The following is a 25,484-nucleotide window of genomic DNA, read 5'->3' as shown; positions in this document are numbered from 1 at the left end:
GGCTCAGGCCTCCGCTTTCTTGGCGCGCGGCGTGCGCGGCGCGGGAGATTCAACGACTGCTTCTGCAGGCGTCGTTCCTCGTGTGACAAGTTGCTCGACATTCGGCTTCGGTTCCCCGGCCTTGTAGACGGTCAGGAACTTGTCGGAAACGGAATCGCGCACGGCATTGAAGAACCGTCCGCAGCCATGAATGTGCCGCCAGCGCTCGAACTGAAGTCCCTTCGGATTTTGGCGGAAATACAGAAAGGCGGCGAAATCATCGTCCGACTGGTCAACGATCGGGTTTGCACGGACCAGATGCGCTTCGCCGGCATTGCGGAATTCCAGTTCCGGGCGCTCTTCTTCGCAATAGGGGCATTTGATGAGAAGCATGTCTTCGTCTCGTTTCTAAAAAAGTCAGTGCGCCACGGCAGCGGCGGCTGCCTCGTCGATAAGCCGGCCGCTGGTAAAGCGCTCGATCGTGAAAGGAGCGTTGATACGGTGCGGCTCGTCGCGGGCGATCGTGTGGGCAAACACGTTGCCCGAACCCGGCGTTGCCTTGAAACCGCCCGTGCCCCAGCCACAGTTGACATAGAGGCCTGGAACCGGGGTCTTGGCCAGGATGGGCGAGCGGTCGGGTGTGACATCGACAATGCCGCCCCACGAGCGCAGCATCTTGAGGCGTGTCAGGACCGGGAACATCTCGCAGATCGCATCGAGTGTATGGTTGATGATGTGAAGCCCGCCTGTTTGCGAATAGGACGTATACTGGTCGGTGCCGGCGCCGATCACCATTTCGCCTTTGTCCGACTGGGAAATATAGGCGTGCACGGTGTTCGACATGATCACGCAGGGAATCAACGGCTTGACCGGTTCCGAGACCAGCGCCTGCAACGGGTAGCTCTCGAGCGGCATGCGGACGCCCGCCATGTTCATGAGTACCGACGTATGTCCGGCGGCGACGACGCCGACCTTCTTGGCGTTGATGGGGCCACGATTGGTGTCGACACCGACCACGGCGCCGTTGGCGGCGCGGCGAACACCGGTGACTTCGCAATTCTGGATGATGTGAACGCCGCGGTCTGCAGCCGCACGGGCATAGCCCCAGGCCACGGCATCGTGGCGTGCGGTCCCGCCGCGGCGCTGCAATGCTGCACCGATGATGGGATAACGTGCATCAGCAGAGAGGTTGATCGGCGGGCAGAATTCCTTGACCTGCTCGGGCGTCAACCACTCATTGTCGATGCCGTTCAGCCGGTTGGCATGGATGTGGCGCTTGAACACCTGAACGTCGTGGATGTTGTGCGCGAGCATCATGACGCCGCGTGCCGAGTACATCACGTTATAGTTGAGGTCCTGGCTCAGCCCTTCCCAGAGCTTTACCGCATGTTCGTAAATACCGGCGGATTCGTCATAGAGATAGTTGGAGCGGATAATGGTCGTATTGCGACCCGTATTGCCACCGCCGAGCCAGCCCTTTTCGAGCACGGCCACATTGGTGATGCCATGTTCCTTGGCAAGATAGTAGGCGGTTGCGAGACCGTGGCCACCGGCGCCGACAATGATGACGTCATATTCCGACTTCGGTTCGGGCGACGTCCACTGCTGTTTCCAGCCCTTGTGGGCACGCATGGCTTCGCGGGCCAGAGCAAATACCGAATATTTCCGCATTACCTATTCCCTTTGCGCACAACTTGGCTTCGAGCGCCGATTGTTCAAAGATTTCTCGCCGGTTTCCTGTCCCAAAATCGACATGGACTTTATCGACATGCGCGGCGTGTTAGCGCATCACTATCGTATCTGTCCAAGCGTCTTTTGCCATTTTGCGACGGAGATTGGCGCGCGATGCCGGTCAGCCCCAAATTAAACCGTGGTCCATGGCTTTGGCGAACGAATATCAGCAATTCCATGCCAAATCGCCATGGACATCGTTTTGAGTTTCTGCTAATGCCGACCGCAGTTTGCGATGGATGACCGTCGCGAAGTCCGGTTTGTTGTCCCATGATCTTCGGTCGGGGATCGGTGGCCAGGCTCAGTGAAATCTAAGAGATACAGGATAAAACGTGCAGGTACTCGTACGCGAAAACAATGTTGATCAGGCTCTCCGCGTTCTCAAGAAGAAGATGCAGCGCGAAGGCATGTTCCGCGAAATGAAGATGCATGATCACTACGAGAAGCCGTCGATCAAGCGCGCTCGCCAGAAGGCGGAAGCAATCAGCCGCGCTCGCAAGCTTGCGCGCAAGCAGGCACAGCGCGAGGGTCTTCTGCCGATGCCGGCACGCAAAGCGCCGGTTCGCGCTGCTGCGGCTCGTTGATCAGCGGTTTATCGACGCTTTTAACCCGATATCGGGGTGGAGTGGCTTCACGCCGCGCCGCCCTTTTTTCGTTTGGTGCCATCGGAGCAAAAGAGCTTGCACGGCTCTGAGTTGTACGGGACACATAGACAATGACATATTCATCTGAACGCGCCGCATACGGCAAATTTCCCTCGGTACGTTATGCCGGATTGTTGATCGCGTCGATCTCTGCGCTCGGCCTTGCCGGATGCCAGAGCACTTCGACCACCGACATGACCGGGATCGACAAGGCACAAGGATCGACCGAGAACATCAGTTCTTTGAATGATGTCATCCGCAACAATCCGAAGGATCCCGAGGCATACAATGTCCGCGGTTCCGCCTATGGTCGCGCCGGCAAGAACAATGACGCGATCAAGGATTTCAACATCGCGCTCCAGTTGAACCCGAACTTCTACCAGGCCTATTCGAACCGCGCGCTCGTCTATCGCAACATGGGCAACTCCGCCCAGGCGATTGCCGACTACAGCCGGGCGATCCAGATCAACCCGCAATATGATGCTGCCTATATCGGGCGCGGCAACCTCTACCGCCAGGCGGGCCAGCTCGACCAGGCGATGAACGATTTCAACCAGGCGATCCAGCTCAGCACCACGGATGCCCGCGCCTACCACAATCGTGGTCTCATCTATCAGGCGCGCAACCAGCATAAGCAGGCCATCGAGGACTTCTCTACGGCGATCTCGCTGCAGCCCGATGCTGCGGAGCCTTATAATGGCCGTGGCATTTCCTATGTGGCGCTCGGCGATGACGACAACGCCTTCGACGATTTCAATACGGCGATTAAACTCGACGGCACGATTGCCGAGGGCTGGGCCAACCAGGCCCTAATCTACGAGCATCGCGGCGACAAGGCCCGCGCCGCCAAGTCCTACGCCCGCGCCGTTCAGCTTGACCCCAAGTACAAGCCTGCTGTCGACGGTCTGGCGCGCACGCGCAAGTCCTGATGCGATAGATGAGCAAGAACGTCGTTATCGTTTTTGCTCACCCTTTGAAAGACAGCCTTTGCGCGCACCTTGCTTCGCTCATAACCGCCAGGCTCGATGAGGCCGGTCACAGTATCACCTTCGCCGATCTCTATGAGCGCGGCTTCGACCCCCGCCTCACGGCAAATGAGCGCAAGGCCTATTACGCGGATGCTTATGACAGAAGCGCCGTGGCTCTCTATGCAGAAGACCTCGTCCGCGCCGACATTCTGATCCTTGTCTTTCCGACATGGTGGTTCGGCCTTCCGGCGATTCTCAAGGGTTGGATCGACCGGCTCTTTGTGCCGGGTGTTGCCTATGACCATGCCCCTGATTTTGGCCGTATGATTCCGCGGCTCACCAGGCTCAAGTCTTGCCTTGCCGTCACTACGCTCGGCTCGCCCTGGTGGATCGATTGGTTCGTGATGTTCCGTCCGGTCCGCCGCATACTTTCGCGCGCCATCATCGGCACATGCGCGCCGCAAGCGCGGTTCTCCATGCTCTCGCTCTACAACACCGAACAATTGTCAGCGGAACGGTTGGCGGCCTTTGAGCGTCGGCTCGGGCGGAAATTGGAACGCCTGATCTAACAAAAAGCCCGCCGATGGGCGGGCCTTTGCCTCATTCGCGAAACACAAGTTCAGTGGTCCAGCGCCTTGACGATATTCTCTACCATCTTCTTGGCATCGGCAAAGAGCATCATGGTGTTGTCGCGGAAGAACAATTCGTTCTCGACGCCCGCATAGCCGGAGCCCATGCCGCGCTTGATGAAAAGCACCGTCCCCGCCTTGTCGACATCAAGGATCGGCATGCCGAAGATCGGCGATTTCGGATCGGTCTTTGCCGCCGGGTTGGTGACGTCATTGGCGCCGATGACGAAGGCGACGTCGGCCTGTGCGAACTCCGAATTGATGTCTTCGAGCTCGAAGACCTCGTCGTAAGGCACATTGGCCTCGGCAAGAAGCACGTTCATGTGACCCGGCATGCGCCCAGCGACCGGATGAATGGCGTATTTGATTTCAACGCCTTCTGCCTTCAGCTTGTCGGCCATCTCGCGCAGGGCATGCTGTGCCTGCGCAACGGCCATGCCGTAGCCGGGCACGATGATGACCTTGGAGGCGTTCTTCATGATGAAGGCAGCATCGTCGGCGGAGCCCTGCTTGACCGGGCGCTGTTCGACTTCACCGCCGGCAGCAGTGCTGGTCTCGCCGCCGAAGCCGCCGAGGATGACCGAAATGAACGAACGGTTCATGCCTTTGCACATGATATAGGACAGGATCGCACCGGACGAACCAACCAGCGCGCCGGTGATGATCAGAGCGAGGTTGCCGAGCGTAAAGCCGATGCCCGCCGCCGCCCAGCCGGAATAGGAATTCAGCATCGAGACGACGACAGGCATGTCCGCGCCGCCGATCGGGATGATGATCAGGCCGCCGAGCACCAGCGACAGGATGACAATCAGCCAGAAGATCGCATGGCTCTCGGTCAGGACCAGCGCGATCACCAGGAGCACTATGGCAGCAAGAAGAGCAATGTTGAGCACATGGCGCCCAGGCAGCATGATTGGCTTGCCCGACATGCGGCCGTCAAGTTTCAGGAAGGCGATAATCGAGCCGGTGAAGGTGATCGCGCCAATGGCGACGCCGAGCGACATTTCCACGAGCGCTTGGCCATGGATGCTGCCGACTTCGCCTATCCCGAAGGAGTCGGGCGAATAGATCGCGGCCGCGGCAACCATGACCGCAGCCAGACCGACGAGTGAGTGGAACGCGGCAACAAGCTGCGGCATTGCCGTCATGGCGATACGCCTGGCAATGTACGCGCCGGCAGCGCCGCCGATGGCAAGACCGAGGACGATCAGGCCGAGGCCCTTGAAGCTAGGCTCGGCAAGCGCCAGCGTTGTCGCGATGGAAATGCCCATGCCCGTCATGCCGTAGTAGTTGCCCTGCCGGCTGGTCGTCGGATGCGAAAGGCCGCGCAGCGCGAGGATGAAGAGCACGCCGGAGACGAGATAAAGGAAAGTTGCGATATTCACATTCATGCTCACTTTTCCTTCTTCTTGTACATGGCGAGCATGCGGTGGGTGACGAGGAAGCCCCCGAAGATATTGACGCTGACGAGGACGAGCGCGATGAAACCGAAGCCGGTCGCAAAGCCGCTCGCCGACAGTCCGACCGCCAAGAGCGCGCCGACGACAATGACGGAGGAGATCGCGTTGGTAACGGCCATGAGCGGCGTGTGCAGTGCCGGCGTCACCGACCAGACAACGTAGTAACCGACAAAGATCGACAGGACGAAAATTGCGAGGCGGAAGACGAACGGATCGACCACTCCGCCTGAAACGGCGTGAGCCGCGGCGCCAGCCGCTTCCGGCATGTTTTCGGCAGCCTGACGGACGATCTCGGTGGCCTGGTTCAGGGTCTCGAGGGCCTTTTCGAGTGTAGCATCAGCCATCATGCCTCTCCTTCAGTCTTTGGCGCCGCCTTGGATGCAGCAGCCTTTTTCGGCGCGGCTTTCTTGGCGGCCGGTTTCACTGCGGCGTCTTTTAGAGCGGCAGGCTTGGCCGGCGCGGCCTTCTTGGCGACAGGCTTGGCAGCCGGCGTCTCGGCAGGGGCAGCAACAGCCGCAGCGGCCTGGGCAAAGTTCGGGTGAACCACCTTGCCGTCATGGGTCAACATGGTCGCCTTGACGAGCTCGTCGTCGAAATTGATTTTCAGCACCTTCGCTTCCTTGTCGACCAGCGTCTCGACAAAAGCGACGAGGTTCTTCGCGTAGAGCTGCGAGGCAGTCGCCGCAATACGGCCCGGGACGTTGAGATGTCCGACGATCTTGACCCCATCGATCTCGGTGATCTTGCCAGCCACCGCGCCTTCGACGTTGCCGCCGCGTTCGACCGCAAGATCGATCAGCACCGAACCCGGACGCATGCGCGCATACATTTCGCGTGTCACCAGCCTTGGCGCCGGACGACCCGGGATAAGCGCCGTCGTGATGACGATATCCTGCTTGGCAATGTGGTCATTGACCAGCGCCGCCTGCTTTGCCTGATATTCCTTCGACATTTCCTTGGCGTAGCCGCCAGCGGTCTCGGCAGCCTTGAACTCCTCGTCCTCGACAGCGAGAAATTTGGCGCCAAGCGATGCGACCTGCTCCTTGACCGCAGGACGGACGTCCGTGGCGGTTACCACCGCTCCAAGGCGGCGCGCCGTTGCAATGGCCTGCAGGCCTGCGACGCCCACACCCATGACGAAGACTTTCGCGGCCGGCACCGTGCCTGCTGCTGTCATCATCATCGGCAAGGCGCGGTCATATTCTTCGGCGGCATCGATGACCGCCTGGTAGCCGGCAAGATTGGCCTGGCTGGAAAGAACGTCCATCACCTGCGCGCGGGTGATGCGCGGCATGAACTCCATGGTGAAGGCGGTAAGCCCGGCATCGGCGAGTTCCTTGACGGCGCTGTCATTGCCGTAAGGATCGAGCATGGCGATGACGACTGCGCCTTTCTTGTAGGATTTGAGCTCAGGGGAGGCGGGTCGGCGCACCTTGAGGACAATGTCGGCGTCGTTGACGTCCGCGGCCTTGCCGATACTTGCGCCGGCGCCCGTAAACTCTGCGTCAGGAATGCGCGACGCGGTTCCGGCACCCGTTTCGACAACGACGTTGAAGCCAAGGCCAATAAGCCGCTTTACCGTCTCCGGCGAGCCGCCGACGCGCGCCTCATTGGCATCGGTCTCTTTCGGTATGAATAGTGTCTGAGCCAAGCTCTTCACCCCCCAAAGCAAGTTTTCACTACAAGGCAGTGGCCTTTCGGACCAGCGCGCCTTCCCGCTTGTAACGATTGGCAGTCTTAAAGACCCGCCCGGTCAAGATCGAGCGGGCTTTGGACGGGCGTCCAGCTCTTGAGAACCAGCGCGCCCTAAAGGAGGAACCAGGCAGCTCCGCAAATGACAAAGAAAAGAACCAGAGCAGAAAAGAATCCCCCGGCGAAAAAGCCGAAAGCCATGGCAACGACCAGCGCTATGCAGGAAACGAAGCCCCATTTCGAAAGCGAGAGAAAAAGATTGTAGGTCTTCTCATGCTCCGCATAGTCCATGGGGGCGCCCAGTTCTGCAGGCGTGGTGTCGTGATGTTCAGCCATCTTCAAACCTCTTCTAGTCGACGTCGTAAAGGCAATAGCGAAAAGCCGACAACTGCGCAATGCGCAGATCGTCGCTCACCCTGACCTCGATCAATATAAATCAAGAATAGAGTTTCATCGCGGTCGAGCCTAATTAACTAACCGAGAAGATGCGGAAAAAGACCGACAACGCCAATGATGATCAGGTAGAGCGCAACGACATAGTTCAGCAATCGCGGGGCGATCAATATGACGATGCCGGCGATTAGGGCGACGAGTGGTGCGATGGCGATTTCAGCAATCATTTCGGTATCCTTTGTGTGCGCAAGCTACCAGCTCAGAACAGAGCGCTATTCGAATACAATGATTCTGTCGGTAACGGACCGGGATCGTTTAATATTCAAATTGGCAAACAACCGTTCAGTGAAAGACGTGCGGGCCAGCTTCGTTGACCACGAGCTTGTGCTCCATCGTCACGTCGAGCAGCTTCACGATGTCATCGGCTGACATCGCAGCACCGTAGAGAAAGCCTTGAACGTGCTCGGCGCCGACGAGTTGATTGACGAGCTCCGATTGCGCGCTCGTCTCGAGCCCTTCGATGGTCACCGACAAGCCGAGTTCATGCGACATGTGGACGATGCCGCGCAAAAGTTTCAGCGATCGTCCCTCTTCAGCGATATCGGCAATGAAAGAACGGTCGATCTTGACCTTGTTGACTGGCAAGTTCTTGAGATAGCTCAGGCTGGAATAACCGGTGCCGAAATCGTCGATGGCGACCTGCACGCCGTAACCCTTCAGCTCGGAAAGCACGCTGCCGGTCGTGGCGCGGTCGGTTATGAGCGCTCCCTCCGTAACCTCCACTTCAAGAAGGTGCGGTTCGATCGCGTGCCGTTTCAAGGCGGATTGAATGACGCTGACCGTATTGCGGTTCTGCAGATCATGCGAGGAAAGGTTGACCGAGACGGCGATACGCGAATTCCAGTTGCGGCAATCCATCACCGCGCGGTCGATGACGTTGCGGGTCAGATCCGAGATCAGCCCCATTTCTTCTGCGAGCGGGATAAACTCTGCAGGCGATATCGCTCCGAATTCCGGATGGTCCCACCGCGAGAGCGCCTCGCACGCGGTCATGCGCGAGGTGCGGATATTGACGATCGGCTGGTAGGCGACCGAGAGCGTGCCTTCCGCGATGGCCCGGCGAAGATCCGCACGCAACCGCTGCTTCGACCGGAAGGTATGATCCATAGTCTGGACAAAGACCGCCCAGTTCTTCTGGCTATCCTTCTTGGCGACATCGAGCGCCAGATCCGCATTCATGTGCATCACCGAGAGGTCAAACGCATCCACCTCGACGATGGCGACGCCGGCGCGGGCGCCGGTCTGGATATCGTGACCCGAAACACTGTATATGCCGGTAATGGCGGACATGATCCGCTCGACCGTTCCAATCGTTTCCTCATGCGAGCAGGCGGAAAACAGCAGCACGAATTCGTCGCTGCCGAAGCGCGAAAGCAGCGGCCGGTCAGCCTCGACAAGGCTTAGCCGGTCGGCAAAGGCGCGCAACATCTCATCGCCGATGCGATGGCCGAAGGTATCGTTGGTTCGTTTCAGGCCATCGATATCGATCACCATGAGCGCGATCTGCGCGCCCTGCACCATGTCGTCGGCATAAGTCGCGGCGATCTCGGCAAACTGGCTGCGGTTGGGAAGTCCCGTCAGGCTGTCGAAGCGCGCCATGCGGTTGATCTGCGCTTCGGCGTCCGCACGCCGCGTGACATCCTGGATGACGAGCACGGTGCCATGCTCGGGATCGGGCGTCGCCGTGAATTCATAGTGGCGCTTGTTCGGTGATTCAAACGTGTCGCGCTGTTTTGAACCGGACAGGAGATCCTGCATCTTGGTGCGCAAGGATTGCAGTGCATCCTCGGGGAAATAGGAACGCGATTGGGCAAGGCGCAACAAGGTCGCAAGCGACCTCCCTTCGAGCTGAGCCGGAGAATCGAAACCCATCATCTTCGCCGCCTTCATGTTGGCGACGGTTATCGTCTGCTGGCCATCGAACATCAGCAGGCCCTGCGGCATACCATTGAGCGCAGCATCGAAATTGGTGGCGACGCGAGCCAGCTGGCGCTTGCCCAGCAGTGCATCGAAGAGCGAATTGCGAAGACTGCCCGCAACGCCGATATTGCTCCAGAAATATGGAAGGATCAGCAGGGCAAGCAGCCAGTTATAGACGCCACCGAGCAGCACCAAGGTCGCGCAAAGCGGTGCGAGAATTCCAATCGACAGGCCGAGGACGACCATCGGCGAGACGTAATTGCGCGTGACAAGCGCAAGCATCGATCCAGCAACAATGATGACGCTGGTGATCGCGGCGGTCGCATCGGGAAGCATGTAGATGCTGACAAAGCATAGGGCCCCGAGCACCGAACAGCTTGCAAGCGCGCCGAGCAAATAGCGCCATTCCCACCTCTTCAGCGTTGCCGCCGAAGCTGACACAAGATTGGCGCGTTCGAAAGCGCCGGCATTGGCGGTGCGCGCGAGGTCGACCACCAGAAAGGCCAGCGCGAAGGCAAGATAGATCGCATGATGCGTCTTCAAATAGATTGTCGCCGTGGCGAGGATCTGAATGATCGAACTCCACCACGTCGCCTTGCCGTTCGCATATAGTGTGCGAACCGCAATCAGCTCGATCGACAAGCCGTCGTTGGCTTCAACTTTCATCAATAGGCCCGCAAAACTTTGCCCGTACCGGGAATGTCGACGAGGAACGCCAACGATGCCAGCGTTATAAATCGCACTTCCGACTAAATCGTTTAATTCATCTTCTGTCGCCAGAAATTCCCAACAACCGGCAAATAGAATTACCAATTTCTAAAAGAAGATCATCGCTATGCCGGGCATATCATCGGCGGGGCTGGTTGCTTGTCGGGATTGGGATCGTAGAACGGTCCAACAACAAGTGGCTTGTCGGGCATAAGTGACTGATCGGTGTCCGAGATCATCTTTCGCTCGATGGTCTGAAGCACGACGCCTTTTGCATCTTCGAGCCGCATTGTCACCTGATACTCCCGGTTCGCCTTCACGCATTTGACGGGTGGGCTTTCGACGGTGATCTTGTCCATTGTCGGCCATATATCTTGCCGCACGACAAAGGGATCGCCACCAGCCGGATTTTCGAAAGTGGTCTCCAATGACGAGCCATCGGGAATCTTGCGCAGTTTCGCCAGGGTGAGAAGATAGGTCGCCTCGGCGATACGATAATTGAAGACGAAAATCTTGCCGGAAACGTTGAGATAATCGCCCTGACCGCTATCGCGGCATGCCGCCAGCGTAACCGCAAGGGCAAGCAAACAGGTTGCCATCCGGCGCGAGGCATTCTTCGTCCTAGACATGGCCGCTTACCATCTGCTTGGCGTTGCGATCGTAATAGCGGCGCGCCTTGGCCCTGTTGCCGCAGACATTCATGTCGCACCAGCGGCGGCTGCGATTGCGGCTCTCGTCAAAGTAGAGCCAGTGGCAATTCGGGCAGACCTTGATGCGTTCCAGGCGCAAAGGCTCAAACAGACGCACCCCGGAGAGGAATGACGCCGCCGCCAGGGATATTCGCCCGCCGTCCCTGGAGGGCCGCGGCAGCGCGAGCGCTTGGTTTCCCGGTTCGTCGCCGACGAGTTTCGACCCGAGGCGCAAGAATTCGGAGAGCGGCGCGGGGCTCAATCCGCCGCCATGCACCGCCGTCCTGAACAGGCGATTTATCGCTTCGCGCATGTCGATGAGGCCTGTGATCTCCCGCTCGGAAAGTGGCGGGCGGAACTCGACGTTTCCCCACTCCCCCTGACGGAAATCCGCCGCCGCCGCAGCAAAGCGCGTAACTTCGGCGGGATCGGAAAAGCGATCGAGCGACCGTTCGGGCGACTCGCGAAAGACGACGGTATTGGCGAGGTCGAGTGCCAATACGCCCCCGCTGAAACGATGTGCATTCCATTCAAAGGTCATCGCCAAATTCTAACTGGTAAAATAGGTTTTGCAAGTTAGAATGAGTTGCAAAGGCGAGGAGTGATTGACCTATTTCCTGCAGCTCCTGTTGAACGGAATCCACAATGCGGCACTCTACGCGCTGCTTGCCTATGGCTATGTCCTGATCCACGGTCTCACGCACAGAACCGACCTTTCGCTCGGCGCAATCTTTGCCTTTTCCGGGCAGACCTTTATTCTTGTCGCGGCCTTTGCCTGGTCGATCCTCTGGATGACCCTGCCCGCCGCCCTGGCCTTCGGTCTGCTGATCGCTCTCGTCTATGTCATGACCGGCGGCTATGTAATCGCTAGGGTGATTTATGCGCCGCTCGAAGCCGGCACGCGCAACACGATCCTTGTCGCAACCCTTGGCCTCAGCATATTTCTTGCCGAGCTTTCCCGCATCGCTGCCAACACGCGCGATTACTGGCTTCCGCCCATGCTGTCGCAACCAATGCCGGTCCTTGGCCCGCAGGTGGATATCAGCCTCACCCAGATGCAGGTTCTCAACATCGCTGTGGCGCTCACCGTGATCGCTTGCGGTGAAGCGATCATGCTGCGAACGGCGGCGGGACGTATCTGGCGTGCCGTGAGCGACGAGCCGCAGGCAACCGCCATGTGCGGGATCGATCCGAAGCGAGTGAGAACGCAGGCCATCCTTGCCGCATACGGCATATGTGCGCTGGCGGGATTTCTGGCGGCGCTCTACTACGGCAATATCAGCTTCAATACCGGCATGATCTTCGGATTGAAAATCCTCTTCATCACCGCGGCCGGCGGCTTCTCACGGCCGCTTCATGCTGCGTGCGGCGCAGCCCTTGTCGGCATGGTCGAATCGCTCTGGGGCGGATATTTTTCCGTTCTGTGGCGGGATGTCGCCGTTTTTTCCCTGCTGGTCTTCGTACTCGCCACCCGCATCACGGGCCGGGACGAGGAGCGCATCTAACCCTGCAGGCTGTGACCGCCATCGATGGTAATGACCGTGCCGGTGATATAGCTGCTCGCGTCAGACGCAAGCATGAGCACGGCACCATCGATATCTTGCGGTTCTCCGAGGCGTCGCATGGGATTCTTGCCTTTCAGGAAACCGCGCGCCGGCCCATCCATCAGGTCTTCGTTGAGGCGGGTCGGAAACCAGCCGGGAGCAATCGCATTAACCCTGATTCCATGTGCCGCCCATTCAAGCGCCATCGAGCGGGTCATCACAGAAGCGGCGGCCTTCGACATGGCGTAGGCGGTGGAACCCTTGATGGGGGTGTCGGCAAGAATGCTCAAGAGGTTGACGATGGAGCCGCCGACGCCTTTGGCGATCATCCGCTTGGCGGCCTCCTGAGCGACGAAGAACGCGCCTTCGGCATTGACCTCGAGAATGCGGCGCAACTGGTCGCGGGTCGTGTCTATCGCCCGGATGATCTCGGCAACCCCGGCATTGTTGAACAGGACCGTCACAGTGCCCTTCCAGCTTTCAGCCTCATCGAATGCACGTTCGATATCGGACGCTTTCGTGACGTCCCCGACAATGCTGAGGATTCTGGGATTGCATGAACCTTCCGGGACCGCCGTTCGCGAGATTGAAACAACATTTGCGCCGTTGGCCGCAAGGACTTCCACCATACGCAGCCCGAGACCGGAGGATCCACCGGTGACCACAATGGTTTTACCTGCAACTGAAAGAGAAGATTCGCCTGCCATTCGCCCTTTTACCAGTAAGTCCTGCATCATGTGTCCAGCAACTGTTAGACCGCGGCTCGACACATGACAACTGCTGAACGTTATACCACCCGGCGCTGCACCTGCGGCCTATCGTATCCCTTTATGAACTAATCAATTCTGTTGATGGTTTCAGATCGTGCTGTTACCAGTGCGCGAAGATGTTCTTATAGGCAAGGCTGGGAGGGCCACCGCGGAGAGCGGGGTGTATTGCCGGCTATCTGAATGAATTGGGAGGACGCCAATGCCGGCTTTGCTCGCGATTTCGCGAACGATCGATCGTATCAATGAACTCGTCGGGCGCGCCGTCGCCTGGCTGATCTTCCTGGCGGTCGTCGTCAGCGCCGGCAATGCGATCATTCGCAAGGCGTTCAACGTTTCGTCGAACTCCTGGCTCGAACTGCAATGGTATCTCTTCGGCGGCGCCTTCATGCTTGCCGCCGCCTATACGCTGCAGCAGAACGAGCATATCCGCATCGATATCGTCTACGGCGCATTTTCAAGGCGCGTCCAGCACTGGATCGATCTTCTCGGGCACCTCTTCTTCCTGATGCCGTTCGTCATTCTGATGATCTTCTATTTCGTCCCCTATGTGCGGCTCTCCTTCAACAGCGGCGAAGTCTCATCAAGCGCCGGCGGCCTCATTCTGTGGCCTGCCAAGCTCATTCTTCTCGCTGGGTTTGTACTCCTCGGCTTCCAGGGCGTCTCCGAAATCATCAAGAAAATCGCGGTGATACGCGGCGACATGCCCGACCCTAACCCACCCGTTTCGATGGAGGAAATCGCGGAACAGGAAGTGGCGACGATTGCGGGAGCGCGCAATGATTGAATTTATCGCCCAGAACATGGCGCCGATCATGTTCGCTTCGCTGATCATCTTCCTGTTGATTGGCTATCCCGTCGCGTTTGCCCTCGCCGCAAATGGCCTTTTGTTCTTCTTCGTCGGGGTCGAACTTGCGCCGCTGTCGAACGGCAGCATCACGCTCTCCTGGCCGTTGCTCTATGCCCTACCTGACCGGTTTTGGGGACAGATGTCCAATGAGACCCTGCTCGCCATTCCATTCTTCACCTTCATGGGCATCATTCTTGAGCGGTCCGGCATGGCCGAGGACCTTCTCGACACCATCGGTCAGCTCTTCGGACCCATTCGCGGCGGTCTCGCCTATGCCGTCATTTTCGTCGGCGCGCTGCTCGCGGCAACAACTGGCGTCGTCGCGGCCTCAGTCATCGCGATGGGCTTGATCTCGCTCCCCATCATGATGCGGTACGGCTACGACAGGCGTGTCGCCTCGGGCGTCATCGCCGCCTCCGGAACCCTGGCGCAGATCATTCCGCCTTCACTCGTGCTCATCGTCCTTGCCGACCAGCTCGGGCGCTCGGTGGGCGACATGTATCATGGTGCGATTATTCCTGGTCTCGTGCTGACCGGGCTCTACATGCTTTACATCCTTGCCATGACCTTCCTGAGGCGCGATTCGATGCCGGCCCTGCCCAAGGAAGCGCGCACGCTCGGCTCCGGCGTCACATCGCTGATTGTCGCCCTCGTCATTGCCGGGGCCATCGCCTATGGCGCGCATAAGATGCTCGCGCAAAGTGCCGGTGCGAACGCGGATATTTGGGGCGGCACCATTGCCATCATTGCCATCTATCTCTATGCGCTCGCCGACCGGGCGTTCGGCATGAACACGATGTCGCGGCTTGCCCAGCAGGTGATCATAGTCCTCATACCGCCGCTCGCCCTGATCTTCCTAGTGCTCGGCACCATTTTCCTGGGCATCGCCACGCCGACCGAAGGCGGCGCGATGGGCGCTGTCGGTGCGCTGGTGATGGCTGCCTCCAAGGGCCGCCTCAACATGACCGTGATCAACCAGGCGCTGGCATCGACGACGCGGCTTTCATCCTTCGTCATGTTCATCCTCCTCGGCGCACGCGTGTTCTCGCTTACCTTCTACGGCGTGAACGGGCACGTCTGGGTGGAACACCTCCTGGTCTCCCTCCCGGGGGGCGAAGTCGGCTTTCTGATTGCCGTCAACCTGCTTGTCTTCTTCCTCGCGTTCTTCCTCGATTTCTTTGAGCTCGCCTTCATCATCGTGCCACTCCTGGCACCTGCCGCAGACAAGCTTGGCATCGACCTGATCTGGTTCGGCGTCCTCCTTGGCATCAATATGCAGACGAGCTTCATGCACCCTCCCTTCGGCTTCGCGCTCTTTTATTTGCGCTCGGTTGCGGCAAAGGTGCCCTATCTCGACAAGATTACCGGCAAGAAGATCCAGCCGATCACCACGGGGCAAATCTACTGGGGCGCCGTGCCGTTCGTCGGCATCCAGGTGCTGATGGTGGCGCTTACCATCATGTTCCCGCAAATGGTCATGCACTACAAAGGCACCGGCCCGGTCGTCGACCCGTCGCAGATCAAGATCGAGGTTCCGGGTTTTGGCGGCGACAACGGGCTCGGCAACGGATTGGGTGGAGGCGGACTTGGCAACGGCCTCGGTGGCCCCGCCAACGATCTGAGTTCACCGCCGCCTTTAGGTGGGCCTGCGCCAAATCCGGCAGCGCCTGGGCAACCGGCCGCCCCGGCGCAGCCGCCGGTGCCTGACCTCAGCCAGCCACCGAAGATGTGACGGCAACAAAAAAACCCCGGGGACCGCAAGGTTCCCGGGGTTTTGCTTTTGGCTGTATTCAGCGCCTAGAGCTTGCCGTTGCGCTGCTGGATCATCATGAACGTATCGAAGGAATATTCCGCGACCTGCGCATAGAGGAAGTGCTCGTTGCGGAACGCCTTGATCGAATCCCAGATCTTCTTGAACTCGGGGTTTGTGGCTTCCATCTCGCCGTAGACGCCGTTGGCCGCTTCGAAGCAGGCGCTCATGATCTCCGGGCTGAACGGACGCAGCTGCGCGCCGCTCGCGACGAGGCGCTTGATCGCCGCCGGATTGAGCGAATCGTACTTCTGCAGCATGTCGGCATCGGTGGCCTGCGCTGCCGTGCGGAAGAGAGACTGGTAAGCAGGCGGAAGCGAATCCCACTTCGCCTTGTTGACCATGAAGCTGACCGTCGGACCGCCTTCCCACCAGCCGGGATAGTAGTAGAACGGCGCAACCTTCTGGAAGCCCAGCTTCTCGTCGTCGTAGGGTCCGACCCATTCGGCAGCGTCTATCGTGCCCTTTTCCAGCGATGGATAGATGTCGCCGCCGGCGATCTGCTGCGGCACGACACCGAGCTTTTCGAGCACCTTGCCGGCAAACCCGCCGACCCGCATCTTGACGCCCTTGAGGTCTTCGACCGTCTTGATTTCCTTGCGGAACCAGCCGCCCATCTGCACGCCGGTATTGCCGCCGGGATAGACCTGCAGGCCCTGCTTGTTGAAGAACTCGTTGAGGAGATCGATACCGCCCAAATGATACTGCCAGGCATTCATGCCCCGCGCATTCAGCGCAAACGGAACGGCAGCGCCGAGCGCCCAGGTGGGGTCCTTGCCCCAGTAATAGTACGCGACCGTGTGGCAAAGCTCGACAGTACCGGCTGCCGCCGCGTCAGCAGCCTGCAGGCCCGGCACGATTTCACCGGCCGCAAATGGCTGGATTACGAAATTCCCGTCCGTGGCTTCCTTCAGGTACTTCGAGAGCACTTCCGCGCCGCCATAGATCGTATCCAGCGATTTCGGAAATGACGACGCGCACCGCCATGTGATTTTCGGTAGCGACTGCGCAATCGCGGGCGCAGCAAGCGTCGTAGCTGCGGCCGCGCCGACACCGGCAAATCCAGCCTTTGTGATAAATGAACGACGATCCATAAAATCTCCTCCAAACAATTGATCTGGACCATTCTCCCGATCCCGCGATCACCATACACACTCACTATTTCAAGTCCAGCGGGTGAACCGACAAAGCCGCACCGGCATTAAGTGGATTGATATTGTTGTAGGATTCTCGTCGCAATTCCGATTCCGGCGCGAATGTCGCGGCGTCTCTCCGGCCATTGGAAACGCTGGGGAATTGCACTAAATAGAGGGAACAATCTTTGCGGGAGCACTTCCATGCGGCAACCCCTCGTCGCCATAACATCCGATGTACGCGCTTTCGAAAACTATACCTGGCACGCAGCGCCCGATCAGTACCTGATGGCTGCCTATGATGCCGCTGGCGTTATTCCGCTCATCGTCCCTTCCTTTGGGAATGGGCTTGATATCGACGCTATTCTCGACGGGGTCGACGGGGTGCTGATTACGGGCTCCAAGTCCAATGTGCATCCCGCGCTCTATGGAGCGGAGCCCAGCCCGGCGCACGAGCCCTACGATCCGGCACGCGACGCGACCTCCCTGCCGCTCATTCGGCGCGCCATCGAGCGTGGCATTCCGCTTCTAGCCATTTGTCGCGGCATTCAGGAGTTGAACGTCGCGCTTGGTGGAACGCTCGCCACGGAAATTCAGGAACTCGATGGCCGCATGGACCATCGCGCCCCGCAGTCGGATCAGCAAGCAGAACGCTTTGCCATTCGTCATCCGATACGCATTAAACCGGGCTCCTGTCTTGCCGGCGTCATGAACAGCGATTCGATCAAGGTCAATTCGGTCCACCGCCAGGCCATCGAGAAGCCAGCGCCCGCGCTCGAGATCGAAGCCGTTGCCGAAGATGGCACGATCGAAGCCGTATCGGTGAAGACCGCCCGCAACTTCGCCGTCGGCGTGCAATGGCATCCGGAATACTGGGTGAAGACCGATTCGCCGTCGCGCAAGATTTTCGCCGCTTTCGGCGATGCGGCGCGCGCGCACAAGGCGAGCCGCGAGCGGCTGCACGCAGCCGAATAATTATCTAGTACGTCAACACGCCTTCGGTGGACATCGACAGGACGACGGAGCGCGGTTCGATGCTGATATAGGCAAGCCCATCACCCGGGCTGAAGGCGACGATGGTTCGGCCCGTATCATCGGCAAGGTCAATCGTCCCGTCCTCATTATTGTGCCAGGTCCTGGCTTGCGCGAGCGGCGGATAGAGCCCGGCGCAGCCCTGCTCGATCGTCAGCGCATTGTGGCCGGGAAGACCGTTCTCAGCGGGAAAAGCCTTGCATTTCGCACTGCCGCCCGGGCCGCTGATGACGAATGTCGGCACATCGAGAATATCGTTCTGTCTCGGCTCTTCGCTGGTGATCGACGCGGTGGTCGCCGTATCGACATTCGTTTCCCCACCTGACGTGTAGGTGGCGAAATCAAGAAACATGGCGATGACTGCAACTGCGCTCACAAGGGCGAGCAAGACCGTGTTGGCGGGTTTCATGCCAAGCTCCACAGGGGTCACTCTTTCGAAAACCCTAGTCCCGTAGCGTTAATGAACCGTGAACCATCGTCGCAGCGCGCGCGTCAGCGCTCTTTCGGCTTGGAGGTGGATTGACGGATGCGCAGTTCAGGCTTGATCAATTCCTGGCGTGCATGGGTGTCGGCGCCATTGAGCTGATCGAGAAGCGCCCTCGCCGCGCGCTGGCCGACTTCGCGCTGGCCGTTCCAGACGGTGGTGAGCGCCGGCGTCGCAATCGCTGCTTCCTCGAGATCATCATATCCGGTGACGGAGATGTCGACGCCTGCGACGAGGCCGGCGCGGGCGATGCCGTTCATCATGCCGATCGCAGCAAGGTCGTTCCAGCAGACGGCCGCCGTCGGGTGGTCCTTCAGCGCCAGGAATTGCGGCGCCGCATCGAAGCCGGCCTGCTTCGTGCGTGGTCCCGAAATTCGCCACTCGGGCTTTACCTCGAGGCCGGCCTTCTGCATGGCCTGGAGATAGCCTTCGTAGCGATCGCGGCCCGTCGACGTCTGGTCCGTTCCGCCGACCATGGCGATGCGCGTATGTCCGAGCGAAATGAGATGGTTGGTGGCAAGCCCGATGCCGTAGGCGTCGTCACCGCGGAAAACCGGGACATTCGCATCCTTGACGCTGCGGGCGATCAGAACGACCGGCAGGCCATTGTCTTCCGCCATGCGGATATCTTCAGCGGGCGTTCCGATCGCGGGCGACATAATGACACCATCGCCGCCAAGCTGCAGAACCGTATCGATGAAGGTGCGCTGCTTGTCCAATTGGTCGTAGTGATTGGAAAGGATGAATGTTTGCCCGGATCGGTCGAGTTCACCTTCGATGGCGCGCAGGATCTCGGCGAAGAAAGGGTTCATGATGTCATGGACGACCACGCCGACAATGCCGGATCGCGACGTGCGCAGGCTTGCCGCCCTCCGGTTGTAAATGTAGCCGATCGTTCGGGCGTGTTCCTTGATCTTCTCGCGCGTCTGATCGGCGACGAGAGGACTATCGCGCAGGGCCAGCGAAACGGTCGCAGTGGACACTTTCAGCGCGTCGGCAATCGTCGATAGTTTGATCTTTTGCGCCAAAAACCGCCTCCCGCAGTGTCGTCCGACAAATGTAATCTTTACACGGCGTTATGCCACCGCAACCGAATAAATCAAAGTTCTTTCGTTACGCATACGGTCAGCCATTCTTGCGGTCCTGGCGGGACTTTGCGACCGCTCGCAACTGCCGCTCGCGGTGTACGACGTAAAGGCCGCTCCCTATGATGATCACGGCTCCGCATAGCGTGTAGGCATCCGGAAACTGGCCGAAGATGAAATAGCCGAAACCCAGCATCCAGATGATCTGAAGAAACGGATAGGGAGCGAGCGCCGCCGTTGTTGCGCGCTTGTAAGCGAGAATGATGAGGAAATGACCAAGTCCGCCAAAAAAGCCCAGAAGACATAGAAGCAGGATCTGGAACGGCGTTTGCGGAAGGACCGCCTGCGTAATTGCCGGCGACATCAGGATCGCCGGCGCAAGGGCGGAATAAAAGATGAGGCTTTCCGGCGATTCAGTCGCGGCCATCTTGCGCGTGAGCAGGACATAGAATGAATAGCTCAGCATTGCCGTGATCGAATAAGGCAGGCCTGGATTGAGCTCGCCAAATCCCGGACGCGCAATGATCAAAACGCCCATGAAGGCGACGATGATGGCAAGCCAGCGCCGCCAGCCTGCCCATTCTCCAAGGATGGGTCCGGCGAGCGCCGTGATGACCATGGGCGCGGCAAAGGTAATCGTCATCGTTTCGGCCAATTGCATGGTCTGCAGGGCGTAGAAGTTGAAATAGGTCGAACCGAACAGGCAGATGCCGCGCAATATCTGCATCGGCAGGTTGCGCGCCCTGAATATGCCGGGATTGGACCATGGCCGAAAGAAGATCAGGACCAGCAGCGTGTGCTCGACGAACCGCATCCATGAAACGAATGCGGTAGGTACGCCGGACAACACCAAATATTTGGCGCTGGAGTCGAGACAGGAAAACAGGAACCCAGTTGCGAAAATATAAAGGATCGCCGCTAACGGCGCAGAGTCCTGTGACGTAGAGGGTGTGGAAGGCAAGGAAACAAACCAATCAGGCGGGCGGAAGCGAGTCCCATGATAACAAAATAAGCTACTTTGTAACCGCCGATTGCAAAAACTTTCGACGAATAATCACTCCTCGTCAGCGTCCTCATCGTCGTGATCCTCTTCGGCCGCCGTCTGGCGCAGATGCTCGGCTGTCGACAGATTGACCTCGAGGCGCGAGAGCATCTTGACGAAGGCTTTGCGCTCCTTCTTGTCGAAACCCTTCATCGCATCCTTTTCCGTCTTGCGGATCGATTTTTCGATGGCCTTGATCGCTTCATTGCCGGTTTCGGTCAAGAAAATATGAGCCTGGCGCTGATCCGTCGTCGAGCCCTGCTTCTTGACGAATCCCTGGGTCTGCAGTCGCGAAATCGTCTTGGTGATCGTTGGCGGGCGCACGCCCAGCCGCTTGGCAAGAATGCTGGGTGAAAGGCCGTCCTCGTGGGCAAGTTGCAGCATTACGGCATCCTGCCCCGCATAGAAGCCGTGGCCGAGGAGCCGCATCGCCAATGCCGTCCGCGTCAGCCGCGCGGTCGATTGCAGACGATGAAGAATGAGGGGCTTACGATCCTTGACCATTCAAACTCCTGCTCGCTTTTCAGCGTTGTTCCGTTGATGATAAGACGGCTAGCTCTGTTTGGTGGATGGCAGTTAACAGACAAAGTTTATTACGCAGACAGTTACGAAGGAACGAGCTATTTGCTCGCCGAAGAGCGCACGCCACAGTTGACTTATACCCAATATCCGCCCGGCAAAATCGCGTTACAACGCTTATATGACAATCTGATGAAATTTGCCGACGAATTGCTCGTGAAGCAATAATAAGCGCATTGCTTATACGCCGTAAGATGTAGGAGCGGCATTTCCTCCGCTTGCGGATACCGATATGATCAGCCGAAGCGCCCGACAGATGAGCACCTCATGCCGATATCCTCAACACATATGATCGCCATTTTGCCCCTTGGCGCTCACGAGCAGCATGGCCCGCATCTACCGTTCGAAACCGATACGCTGATCGCAACCGGATTGGCCGCGCGGCTGAAGGCAGCGCTTTCCAAGACGCTGTTCATCGAATGGCTGCCGGTCGAGCCCGTTGGCTATTCAATCGAGCACATGGACGTCGCCGGCACGCGGACGCTCGCCTTCGACGAGGCGGTGCATCGCTGGATCGGTATTGGCGAAAAGCTGGCGCAACGCGGTATTCGCAAACTTGTCATCCTCAATGCCCATGGCGGCAATTCGCCCTTGACGACAATCGTTGCGACAGAACTCCGTATCCGTTTCAACATGCTTGCGGTGGCAACGAGCTGGACACGATTTGGGCTGCCGGAGGGATTTATTTCCCCCGACGAGAAGGCCCTGGATATTCACGGCGGTTTCATCGAGACCTCGGTGATGCTGGCGCTTTATCCGCAATATGTGGATATGACCAAGGCGGGAACCTTCGATTCTCGACAGCGACAGTTTGCGAAAGACTACAGGCACCTGCGCGCCTATGGCCCGCACGCCTTTGGCTGGAAGATGAGTGATCTCAACCCGCAAGGGGTTGCCGGCGACGCGGCACGCGCAACCGCAGCGGCAGGCGAAGCGATTATGGCCCATAGCGTCAAAGGACTCGTCGAGCTCATTGAGGATGTCGACCGGTTTGATCCGGCTGTTCTTGTCTAAAACCATCAATGCTCAACGCGATTGATGCAGCCATTCACGCAATTGAAGGCGTTTGGTGTGGCAATATGTAATCTTATCACCTATATCGTGGGTCAATCCATCCAAAGAGGCGCACGATGAGTGAAGCTCAAACGACATCCGCTGCCGCGGCAGCAACGGGGCGCGCAGCCCAGATCCCGGTAACCGTATTGACCGGCTATCTTGGCTCCGGCAAGACGACGCTGCTCAATCGCATCCTCAGCGAAGACCATGGCAAGCGTTATGCCGTCATCGTCAATGAGTTCGGTGAAATCGGCATCGACAACGACCTCATCGTCGAATCCGACGAAGAAATCTACGAAATGAACAATGGCTGCATTTGCTGCACCGTTCGCGGCGATTTGATCCGGGTCGTCGAGGGCTTGATGCGCCGTCCGGGCCGGTTCGATGCCATCATCGTCGAAACGACGGGGCTTGCCGATCCGGTTCCGGTGGCGCAGACCTTCTTCATGGACGATGACGTGCGCAGCAAGACCGCGCTTGATGCCGTCGTCGCCCTGGTCGACGCCAAGCATCTGCCGCTGCGTTTGAAGGACAGCCGAGAAGCCGAAGACCAGATCGCCTTCGCCGACGTCGTCCTTCTGAACAAGACCGACCTCGTCTCCGCCGATGAACTTGCAGCCGTCGAAGCGACGGTTCGTGCCATCAACCCGCATGCCGTCATTCATCGTACCGAGCGCGCCGGCATTGACCTTTCCCGTGTGCTTGACCGCGGCGCGTTCGACTTGAAGCGCGCGCTCGAAAGCGATCCGCACTTCTTGGATCATGATCATCCGGACCATGCCTGCGGTCCGGACTGTGATCACCACCATCACGATCATGATCATGATCATGAGCACCACGACCACGACCACGCGCATCATCATCATGATCACGCGTCACCCATTCACGATGTGACCGTCCAGTCGGTTTCGCTGCGCACCGGCGAACTCAACCCCGACAAATTCTTCCCCTGGGTTCAGAAGATCACCCAGGAACAGGGTCCGAACATCCTGCGCCTCAAAGGGATTATGGCCTTTAAGAACGATCCAGAGCGCTATGTTATCCAGGGTGTGCACATGATCATCGAAGGCGACCATCAGCGCGCTTGGAAGGATGGCGAAAAACACGAGAGCAGACTGGTGTTCATCGGCCGTCAACTTGATCATGCCGCCCTTAAGGCTGGCCTTGAAAGCTGCCTCTAGGACAAGCCCTTATGCCGACAATTGCACCGCTCGATCTGGCCGGCCATTGCGTCGATGCGCGCTTCATCCGGGACGTTCCATTCTTTGCCCTGGCCGATGGCACGGTCCATCGCCTCGACAACGGTCATAAGACGAGCGAGGTCCACGACGGCCTCCTATGCGCGGTTCTTTCGGCAGATGGTAAGTCACTGCTTACGGGCGGAGAGGACGGCCGGGTTTGTTCGACCGGGCTCGACGGCGAAGCAACAGAACTGAGCAAGCTGCCGCGCAAGTGGATTACCGCGCTCGCTGCCGCGCCCGGTGGAGCGATTGCCTTTGGTTCAGGCCGCTCGGCATGGGTCCGTTCAGCTGACGGAACATTGCGCGAGTTTTCCCATGAACGCAGCGCCGAGGGCCTCGCTTTCGCACCAAAGGGTCTCCGGCTTGCGGTTGCCCGCTATAATGGCGTTACGCTGCACTGGCCAGCGACGAACAGTGCGCCGACGGAACTCGAGTGGAAGGGCGCCCACGTCTCCGTGATCTTCTCCCCCGACAACCGGTTTCTGGTCACATCGATGCAGGAGAATGCCTTGCATGGCTGGCGGCTCGAAGACAGCCGCCACATGCGCATGACCGGCTATCCGAACAAGGTAAAGAGCTGGTCCTGGAGCGTGAAGGGCAAATGGCTGGCGACGTCGGGTGCGCCCGCTGCCATTGTCTGGCCCTTTGCCGGCAAGGATGGCCCAATGGGCAAGGCGCCGCTGGAACTTGGAACGCGCGGCGACAGTGTCGTCACCGCCGTCGCCTGCCATCCAATTGAGGAGATCGTCGCGATCGGCTATTCGGATGGCATGATCCTTGTTGCCCGCTTCACCGACCAGAAGGAAGTGCTTTTGCGCCGCCCCGGCAAGGGTGCGGTTTCAGCAATGAATTGGGATGCGTCAGGCCATCGGCTGGTCTTCGGTTCGGACGCCGGCGATTGCGGGGTCGTGGATATAACGGCCTGACGGCTGACGGCACATCAAGCGTTCAGTGTTTGAAGCAATTTTCTCGATGCCACCGCAAGAAATGTGGATGCGGTCTTTGACTGACACGTTGTGGAACGATTGCTCGGCCAGTCTTGTTGAAGAGCATCTGGATACCTTCTGGATCATTCGCCTGTCGCGAGATCAAAATCTCCAGATCATCGGAGAAGGCAATCAGTCCTCGATCGAGCATCCAGTGCACGGTTCCGGAAAGGGCCACGCCATTCGTCAAAATATCTGGTCCGTTGGCTTCGACCGGGCGGATATGCGCCGCGTTGACCATTGATGAGTTTCAGTCCAGTGACCGCGCATCGCTTGTCGTAAGTAACCACGCGTTTCTGCCACCTTTCTCGGCTCGTAATAGATGATCCAGTCACCTACGCACGCCTGGACACGCCCAAGATATTGGCTCGGGAACTGATATCGTTCAGCCGGGCTATCGTCGTAGATCGAATCTGAGCGGTGAATGAAAACCCCGAATCCCATGAAAGTTTTCTAGCACGCTCCACGGCTAAGGCCACAAGGCCGATGCTGGAGCGAGCGAACCCTGTTGTGGACCGATTCTGGGGATCGTACTGCCCCTACTGGGCTATTCCACTACACGGATCTGACAGTGGACCGGACGACCATTCATGTGGCTCCAACACGGCCGCTGTTGGCTTCGATTGAATTTGCCGCTTGAACGCACGCAAGCCCGGGGGATGCCGGGCTTTTGTGTGGGTTGTTGTTTTGTGATGTTGGTTGCGGGGACAGGATTTGAACCTGTGACCTTCAGGTTATGAGCCTGACGAGCTACCGGGCTGCTCCACCCCGCGTCAATTGTGTGTGCGGTATGCGCTTGCGCTTTCCTTTGTTGCGCGGGCTTGCGCTTGCATGGAAAGGGCCGTTTGGTGCGGCGCTTGTGTTTGTTGTTGTGTGTTTGTCGAGAAGCTTTGTTTGTTGCGTTTGGCAGACCTGGCAGCGACCTACTCTCCCGCGTCTTGAGACGAAGTACCATTGGCGCAGGGGCGTTTCACGGCCGAGTTCGGAATGGGATCGGGTGCG

26 protein-coding genes, 1 tRNA gene, 1 rRNA gene and 1 pseudogene are annotated in these 25,484 nt (G+C 58.7%); 10 read left to right on the top strand and 19 right to left on the bottom strand.

All coding sequences use genetic code 11. The annotated features are described in order from the left end of the window. Positions 1-3: 3 nt before the first annotated feature. Together BM074_RS21740 and BM074_RS21735 are read right to left on the bottom strand one after the other, a co-directional pair. Entirely contained in the window at positions 4-372 is a 369-nt protein-coding gene (locus BM074_RS21740) for a sarcosine oxidase subunit delta (protein ID WP_091925370.1), read from the bottom strand. A 24-nt stretch (positions 373-396) separates the two neighbouring features. After that, entirely contained in the window at positions 397-1,650 is a 1,254-nt protein-coding gene (locus BM074_RS21735) for a sarcosine oxidase subunit beta (RefSeq protein ID WP_091925367.1), read from the bottom strand. A gap of 392 nt (positions 1,651-2,042) precedes the next feature. Between BM074_RS21735 and rpsU the strand changes: the two genes are divergently transcribed. The 3 genes from rpsU to BM074_RS21720 all read left to right on the top strand — a co-directional run bounded on the left by rpsU (position 2,043) and on the right by BM074_RS21720 (position 3,891). Further along, positions 2,043-2,294 (top strand): 30S ribosomal protein S21, encoded by a 252-nt coding sequence (gene rpsU / locus BM074_RS21730; protein WP_027229472.1) that lies wholly within the window; start codon positions 2,043-2,045, stop codon positions 2,292-2,294. Positions 2,295-2,425: 131 nt separating this feature from the next. Further along, positions 2,426-3,283, top strand: a complete 858-nt coding sequence (locus tag BM074_RS21725) for a tetratricopeptide repeat protein (RefSeq protein ID WP_091925364.1) — start codon at positions 2,426-2,428, stop codon at positions 3,281-3,283. Positions 3,284-3,291: 8 nt separating this feature from the next. Further along, a complete protein-coding gene (locus BM074_RS21720) occupies positions 3,292-3,891 on the top strand; it encodes an NAD(P)H-dependent oxidoreductase (RefSeq protein ID WP_091925361.1) in 600 nt (199 codons plus the stop codon). Between the two features lie 50 nt (positions 3,892-3,941). Here the strand turns inward: BM074_RS21720 and BM074_RS21715 are convergent, their stop codons facing one another. From BM074_RS21715 to BM074_RS21680, 8 genes are all read right to left on the bottom strand, one after another. After that, entirely contained in the window at positions 3,942-5,342 is a 1,401-nt protein-coding gene (locus BM074_RS21715) for an NAD(P)(+) transhydrogenase (Re/Si-specific) subunit beta (RefSeq protein WP_027229470.1), read from the bottom strand. A 2-nt stretch (positions 5,343-5,344) separates the two neighbouring features. Beyond that, positions 5,345-5,755: an NAD(P) transhydrogenase subunit alpha part 2 gene (locus tag BM074_RS21710; RefSeq protein ID WP_027229469.1), complete on the bottom strand. Its 411-nt coding sequence runs from the start codon at positions 5,753-5,755 to the stop codon at positions 5,345-5,347. Further along, complete coding sequence (locus tag BM074_RS21705) at positions 5,755-7,062, bottom strand: Re/Si-specific NAD(P)(+) transhydrogenase subunit alpha (protein WP_091925778.1); 1,308 nt, start codon at positions 7,060-7,062, stop codon at positions 5,755-5,757. The genes BM074_RS21710 and BM074_RS21705 overlap by 1 nt, the downstream gene beginning before the upstream one ends. Positions 7,063-7,217: 155 nt before the next feature. Next, positions 7,218-7,439, bottom strand: coding sequence for an aa3-type cytochrome c oxidase subunit IV (locus BM074_RS21700; RefSeq protein WP_027229467.1), 222 nt, complete (start codon positions 7,437-7,439; stop codon positions 7,218-7,220). Positions 7,440-7,576: 137 nt separating this feature from the next. Continuing rightward, positions 7,577-7,723: a DUF3096 domain-containing protein gene (locus tag BM074_RS21695; RefSeq protein WP_081815702.1), complete on the bottom strand. Its 147-nt coding sequence runs from the start codon at positions 7,721-7,723 to the stop codon at positions 7,577-7,579. A gap of 115 nt (positions 7,724-7,838) precedes the next feature. Further along, positions 7,839-10,142, bottom strand: a complete 2,304-nt coding sequence (locus tag BM074_RS21690; protein WP_091925358.1) for a putative bifunctional diguanylate cyclase/phosphodiesterase — start codon at positions 10,140-10,142, stop codon at positions 7,839-7,841. Positions 10,143-10,309: 167 nt separating this feature from the next. Next, positions 10,310-10,813, bottom strand: a complete 504-nt coding sequence (locus tag BM074_RS21685) for a hypothetical protein (protein WP_244533050.1) — start codon at positions 10,811-10,813, stop codon at positions 10,310-10,312. Further along, positions 10,806-11,414, bottom strand: coding sequence for a CGNR zinc finger domain-containing protein (locus tag BM074_RS21680; RefSeq protein WP_091925352.1), 609 nt, complete (start codon positions 11,412-11,414; stop codon positions 10,806-10,808). Before BM074_RS21680 ends, BM074_RS21685 begins: the two co-directional genes overlap by 8 nt. Positions 11,415-11,478: 64 nt before the next feature. On the opposite strand from BM074_RS21680, the gene BM074_RS21675 reads away from it, so the two are divergent. After that, the gene (locus tag BM074_RS21675; RefSeq protein ID WP_091925349.1) at positions 11,479-12,378 is read left to right on the top strand and encodes a branched-chain amino acid ABC transporter permease; all 900 of its coding nucleotides are present in this window, start codon (positions 11,479-11,481) and stop codon (positions 12,376-12,378) included. Here BM074_RS21675 and BM074_RS21670 read toward each other — a convergent pair. Beyond that, entirely contained in the window at positions 12,375-13,124 is a 750-nt protein-coding gene (locus BM074_RS21670; protein WP_027229463.1) for an SDR family NAD(P)-dependent oxidoreductase, read from the bottom strand. The genes BM074_RS21675 and BM074_RS21670 overlap by 4 nt on opposite strands. 262 nt (positions 13,125-13,386) lie before the next feature. On the opposite strand from BM074_RS21670, the gene BM074_RS21665 reads away from it, so the two are divergent. Both BM074_RS21665 and BM074_RS21660 read left to right on the top strand, forming a co-directional pair. Beyond that, positions 13,387-13,971: a TRAP transporter small permease subunit gene (locus BM074_RS21665; protein WP_027229462.1), complete on the top strand. Its 585-nt coding sequence runs from the start codon at positions 13,387-13,389 to the stop codon at positions 13,969-13,971. After that, positions 13,964-15,766 carry a TRAP transporter large permease gene (locus BM074_RS21660; protein ID WP_027229461.1) on the top strand — a complete coding sequence of 601 codons (1,803 nt, stop codon included), beginning with the start codon at positions 13,964-13,966 and terminating at the stop codon, positions 15,764-15,766. Before BM074_RS21665 ends, BM074_RS21660 begins: the two co-directional genes overlap by 8 nt. Before the next feature lie 65 nt (positions 15,767-15,831). On the opposite strand, the gene BM074_RS21655 is transcribed toward BM074_RS21660, so the two are convergent. Then, on the bottom strand, positions 15,832-16,938 hold the full coding sequence (locus BM074_RS21655; RefSeq protein WP_027229460.1) for a TRAP transporter substrate-binding protein: 1,107 nt from the start codon (positions 16,936-16,938) through the stop codon (positions 15,832-15,834). A gap of 243 nt (positions 16,939-17,181) precedes the next feature. Here BM074_RS21655 and BM074_RS21650 point away from each other — a divergent pair, with 243 nt between their 5' ends. After that, positions 17,182-17,952, top strand: coding sequence for a gamma-glutamyl-gamma-aminobutyrate hydrolase family protein (locus BM074_RS21650; protein ID WP_091925346.1), 771 nt, complete (start codon positions 17,182-17,184; stop codon positions 17,950-17,952). Positions 17,953-17,956: 4 nt separating this feature from the next. On the opposite strand, the gene BM074_RS21645 is transcribed toward BM074_RS21650, so the two are convergent. The 4 genes from BM074_RS21645 to BM074_RS21630 form a co-directional block, all read right to left on the bottom strand. Next, positions 17,957-18,418: a hypothetical protein gene (locus BM074_RS21645; RefSeq protein WP_091925343.1), complete on the bottom strand. Its 462-nt coding sequence runs from the start codon at positions 18,416-18,418 to the stop codon at positions 17,957-17,959. A gap of 83 nt (positions 18,419-18,501) precedes the next feature. Continuing rightward, positions 18,502-19,521 (bottom strand): LacI family DNA-binding transcriptional regulator, encoded by a 1,020-nt coding sequence (locus tag BM074_RS21640; RefSeq protein ID WP_091925340.1) that lies wholly within the window; start codon positions 19,519-19,521, stop codon positions 18,502-18,504. A 97-nt stretch (positions 19,522-19,618) separates the two neighbouring features. After that, positions 19,619-20,539 carry a DMT family transporter gene (locus BM074_RS21635; protein WP_091925337.1) on the bottom strand — a complete coding sequence of 307 codons (921 nt, stop codon included), beginning with the start codon at positions 20,537-20,539 and terminating at the stop codon, positions 19,619-19,621. Positions 20,540-20,632: 93 nt separating this feature from the next. Further along, positions 20,633-21,124 (bottom strand): MarR family winged helix-turn-helix transcriptional regulator, encoded by a 492-nt coding sequence (locus tag BM074_RS21630; protein ID WP_091925334.1) that lies wholly within the window; start codon positions 21,122-21,124, stop codon positions 20,633-20,635. A gap of 342 nt (positions 21,125-21,466) precedes the next feature. On the opposite strand from BM074_RS21630, the gene BM074_RS21625 reads away from it, so the two are divergent. The 3 genes from BM074_RS21625 to BM074_RS21615 all read left to right on the top strand — a co-directional run bounded on the left by BM074_RS21625 (position 21,467) and on the right by BM074_RS21615 (position 24,422). Next, positions 21,467-22,213, top strand: a complete 747-nt coding sequence (locus tag BM074_RS21625; RefSeq protein WP_091925331.1) for a creatininase family protein — start codon at positions 21,467-21,469, stop codon at positions 22,211-22,213. 116 nt (positions 22,214-22,329) lie between these two features. Beyond that, positions 22,330-23,436: a CobW family GTP-binding protein gene (locus BM074_RS21620; protein ID WP_027229455.1), complete on the top strand. Its 1,107-nt coding sequence runs from the start codon at positions 22,330-22,332 to the stop codon at positions 23,434-23,436. Positions 23,437-23,447: 11 nt separating this feature from the next. After that, entirely contained in the window at positions 23,448-24,422 is a 975-nt protein-coding gene (locus BM074_RS21615; protein WP_091925328.1) for a WD40 repeat domain-containing protein, read from the top strand. A 22-nt stretch (positions 24,423-24,444) separates the two neighbouring features. On the opposite strand, the pseudogene BM074_RS21610 reads toward BM074_RS21615, so the two are convergent. The 3 genes and pseudogenes from BM074_RS21610 to rrf all read right to left on the bottom strand — a co-directional run. Then, positions 24,445-24,926 (bottom strand): annotated as a pseudogene (locus BM074_RS21610) (HNH endonuclease). A 252-nt stretch (positions 24,927-25,178) separates the two neighbouring features. Beyond that, positions 25,179-25,255, bottom strand: a tRNA-Met gene (locus BM074_RS21605). Between the two features lie 137 nt (positions 25,256-25,392). Then, positions 25,393-25,484: ribosomal RNA gene (gene rrf, locus BM074_RS21600) — 5S ribosomal RNA — on the bottom strand; the annotation flags it as partial.

It is taken from the genome of Phyllobacterium sp. CL33Tsu, assembly GCF_900113985.1.
GTDB lineage: Bacteria > Pseudomonadota > Alphaproteobacteria > Rhizobiales > Rhizobiaceae > Phyllobacterium > Phyllobacterium pellucidum.
This window is presented reverse-complemented; position numbering and strand designations above follow the sequence as displayed.

What these genes read in the sequence shown, in the direction of transcription:
- BM074_RS21740 (WP_091925370.1), bottom strand. Translation starts at nt 372, where the DNA reads ATGCTTCTCATCAAATGCCCCTATTGCGAAGAAGAGCGCCCGGAACTG.
- BM074_RS21735 (WP_091925367.1), bottom strand. Translation starts at nt 1,650, where the DNA reads ATGCGGAAATATTCGGTATTTGCTCTGGCCCGCGAAGCCATGCGTGCC.
- BM074_RS21725 (WP_091925364.1), top strand. Translation starts at nt 2,426, where the DNA reads ATGACATATTCATCTGAACGCGCCGCATACGGCAAATTTCCCTCGGTA.
- BM074_RS21720 (WP_091925361.1), top strand. Translation starts at nt 3,292, where the DNA reads ATGAGCAAGAACGTCGTTATCGTTTTTGCTCACCCTTTGAAAGACAGC.
- BM074_RS21715 (WP_027229470.1), bottom strand. Translation starts at nt 5,342, where the DNA reads ATGAATGTGAATATCGCAACTTTCCTTTATCTCGTCTCCGGCGTGCTC.
- BM074_RS21710 (WP_027229469.1), bottom strand. Translation starts at nt 5,755, where the DNA reads ATGGCTGATGCTACACTCGAAAAGGCCCTCGAGACCCTGAACCAGGCC.
- BM074_RS21700 (WP_027229467.1), bottom strand. Translation starts at nt 7,439, where the DNA reads ATGGCTGAACATCACGACACCACGCCTGCAGAACTGGGCGCCCCCATG.
- BM074_RS21695 (WP_081815702.1), bottom strand. Translation starts at nt 7,723, where the DNA reads ATGATTGCTGAAATCGCCATCGCACCACTCGTCGCCCTAATCGCCGGC.
- BM074_RS21690 (WP_091925358.1), bottom strand. Translation starts at nt 10,142, where the DNA reads ATGAAAGTTGAAGCCAACGACGGCTTGTCGATCGAGCTGATTGCGGTT.
- BM074_RS21685 (WP_244533050.1), bottom strand. Translation starts at nt 10,813, where the DNA reads ATGTCTAGGACGAAGAATGCCTCGCGCCGGATGGCAACCTGTTTGCTT.
- BM074_RS21680 (WP_091925352.1), bottom strand. Translation starts at nt 11,414, where the DNA reads ATGACCTTTGAATGGAATGCACATCGTTTCAGCGGGGGCGTATTGGCA.
- BM074_RS21670 (WP_027229463.1), bottom strand. Translation starts at nt 13,124, where the DNA reads ATGGCAGGCGAATCTTCTCTTTCAGTTGCAGGTAAAACCATTGTGGTC.
- BM074_RS21665 (WP_027229462.1), top strand. Translation starts at nt 13,387, where the DNA reads ATGCCGGCTTTGCTCGCGATTTCGCGAACGATCGATCGTATCAATGAA.
- BM074_RS21660 (WP_027229461.1), top strand. Translation starts at nt 13,964, where the DNA reads ATGATTGAATTTATCGCCCAGAACATGGCGCCGATCATGTTCGCTTCG.
- BM074_RS21655 (WP_027229460.1), bottom strand. Translation starts at nt 16,938, where the DNA reads ATGGATCGTCGTTCATTTATCACAAAGGCTGGATTTGCCGGTGTCGGC.
- BM074_RS21650 (WP_091925346.1), top strand. Translation starts at nt 17,182, where the DNA reads ATGCGGCAACCCCTCGTCGCCATAACATCCGATGTACGCGCTTTCGAA.
- BM074_RS21645 (WP_091925343.1), bottom strand. Translation starts at nt 18,418, where the DNA reads ATGAAACCCGCCAACACGGTCTTGCTCGCCCTTGTGAGCGCAGTTGCA.
- BM074_RS21630 (WP_091925334.1), bottom strand. Translation starts at nt 21,124, where the DNA reads ATGGTCAAGGATCGTAAGCCCCTCATTCTTCATCGTCTGCAATCGACC.
- BM074_RS21625 (WP_091925331.1), top strand. Translation starts at nt 21,467, where the DNA reads ATGCCGATATCCTCAACACATATGATCGCCATTTTGCCCCTTGGCGCT.
- BM074_RS21620 (WP_027229455.1), top strand. Translation starts at nt 22,330, where the DNA reads ATGAGTGAAGCTCAAACGACATCCGCTGCCGCGGCAGCAACGGGGCGC.
- BM074_RS21615 (WP_091925328.1), top strand. Translation starts at nt 23,448, where the DNA reads ATGCCGACAATTGCACCGCTCGATCTGGCCGGCCATTGCGTCGATGCG.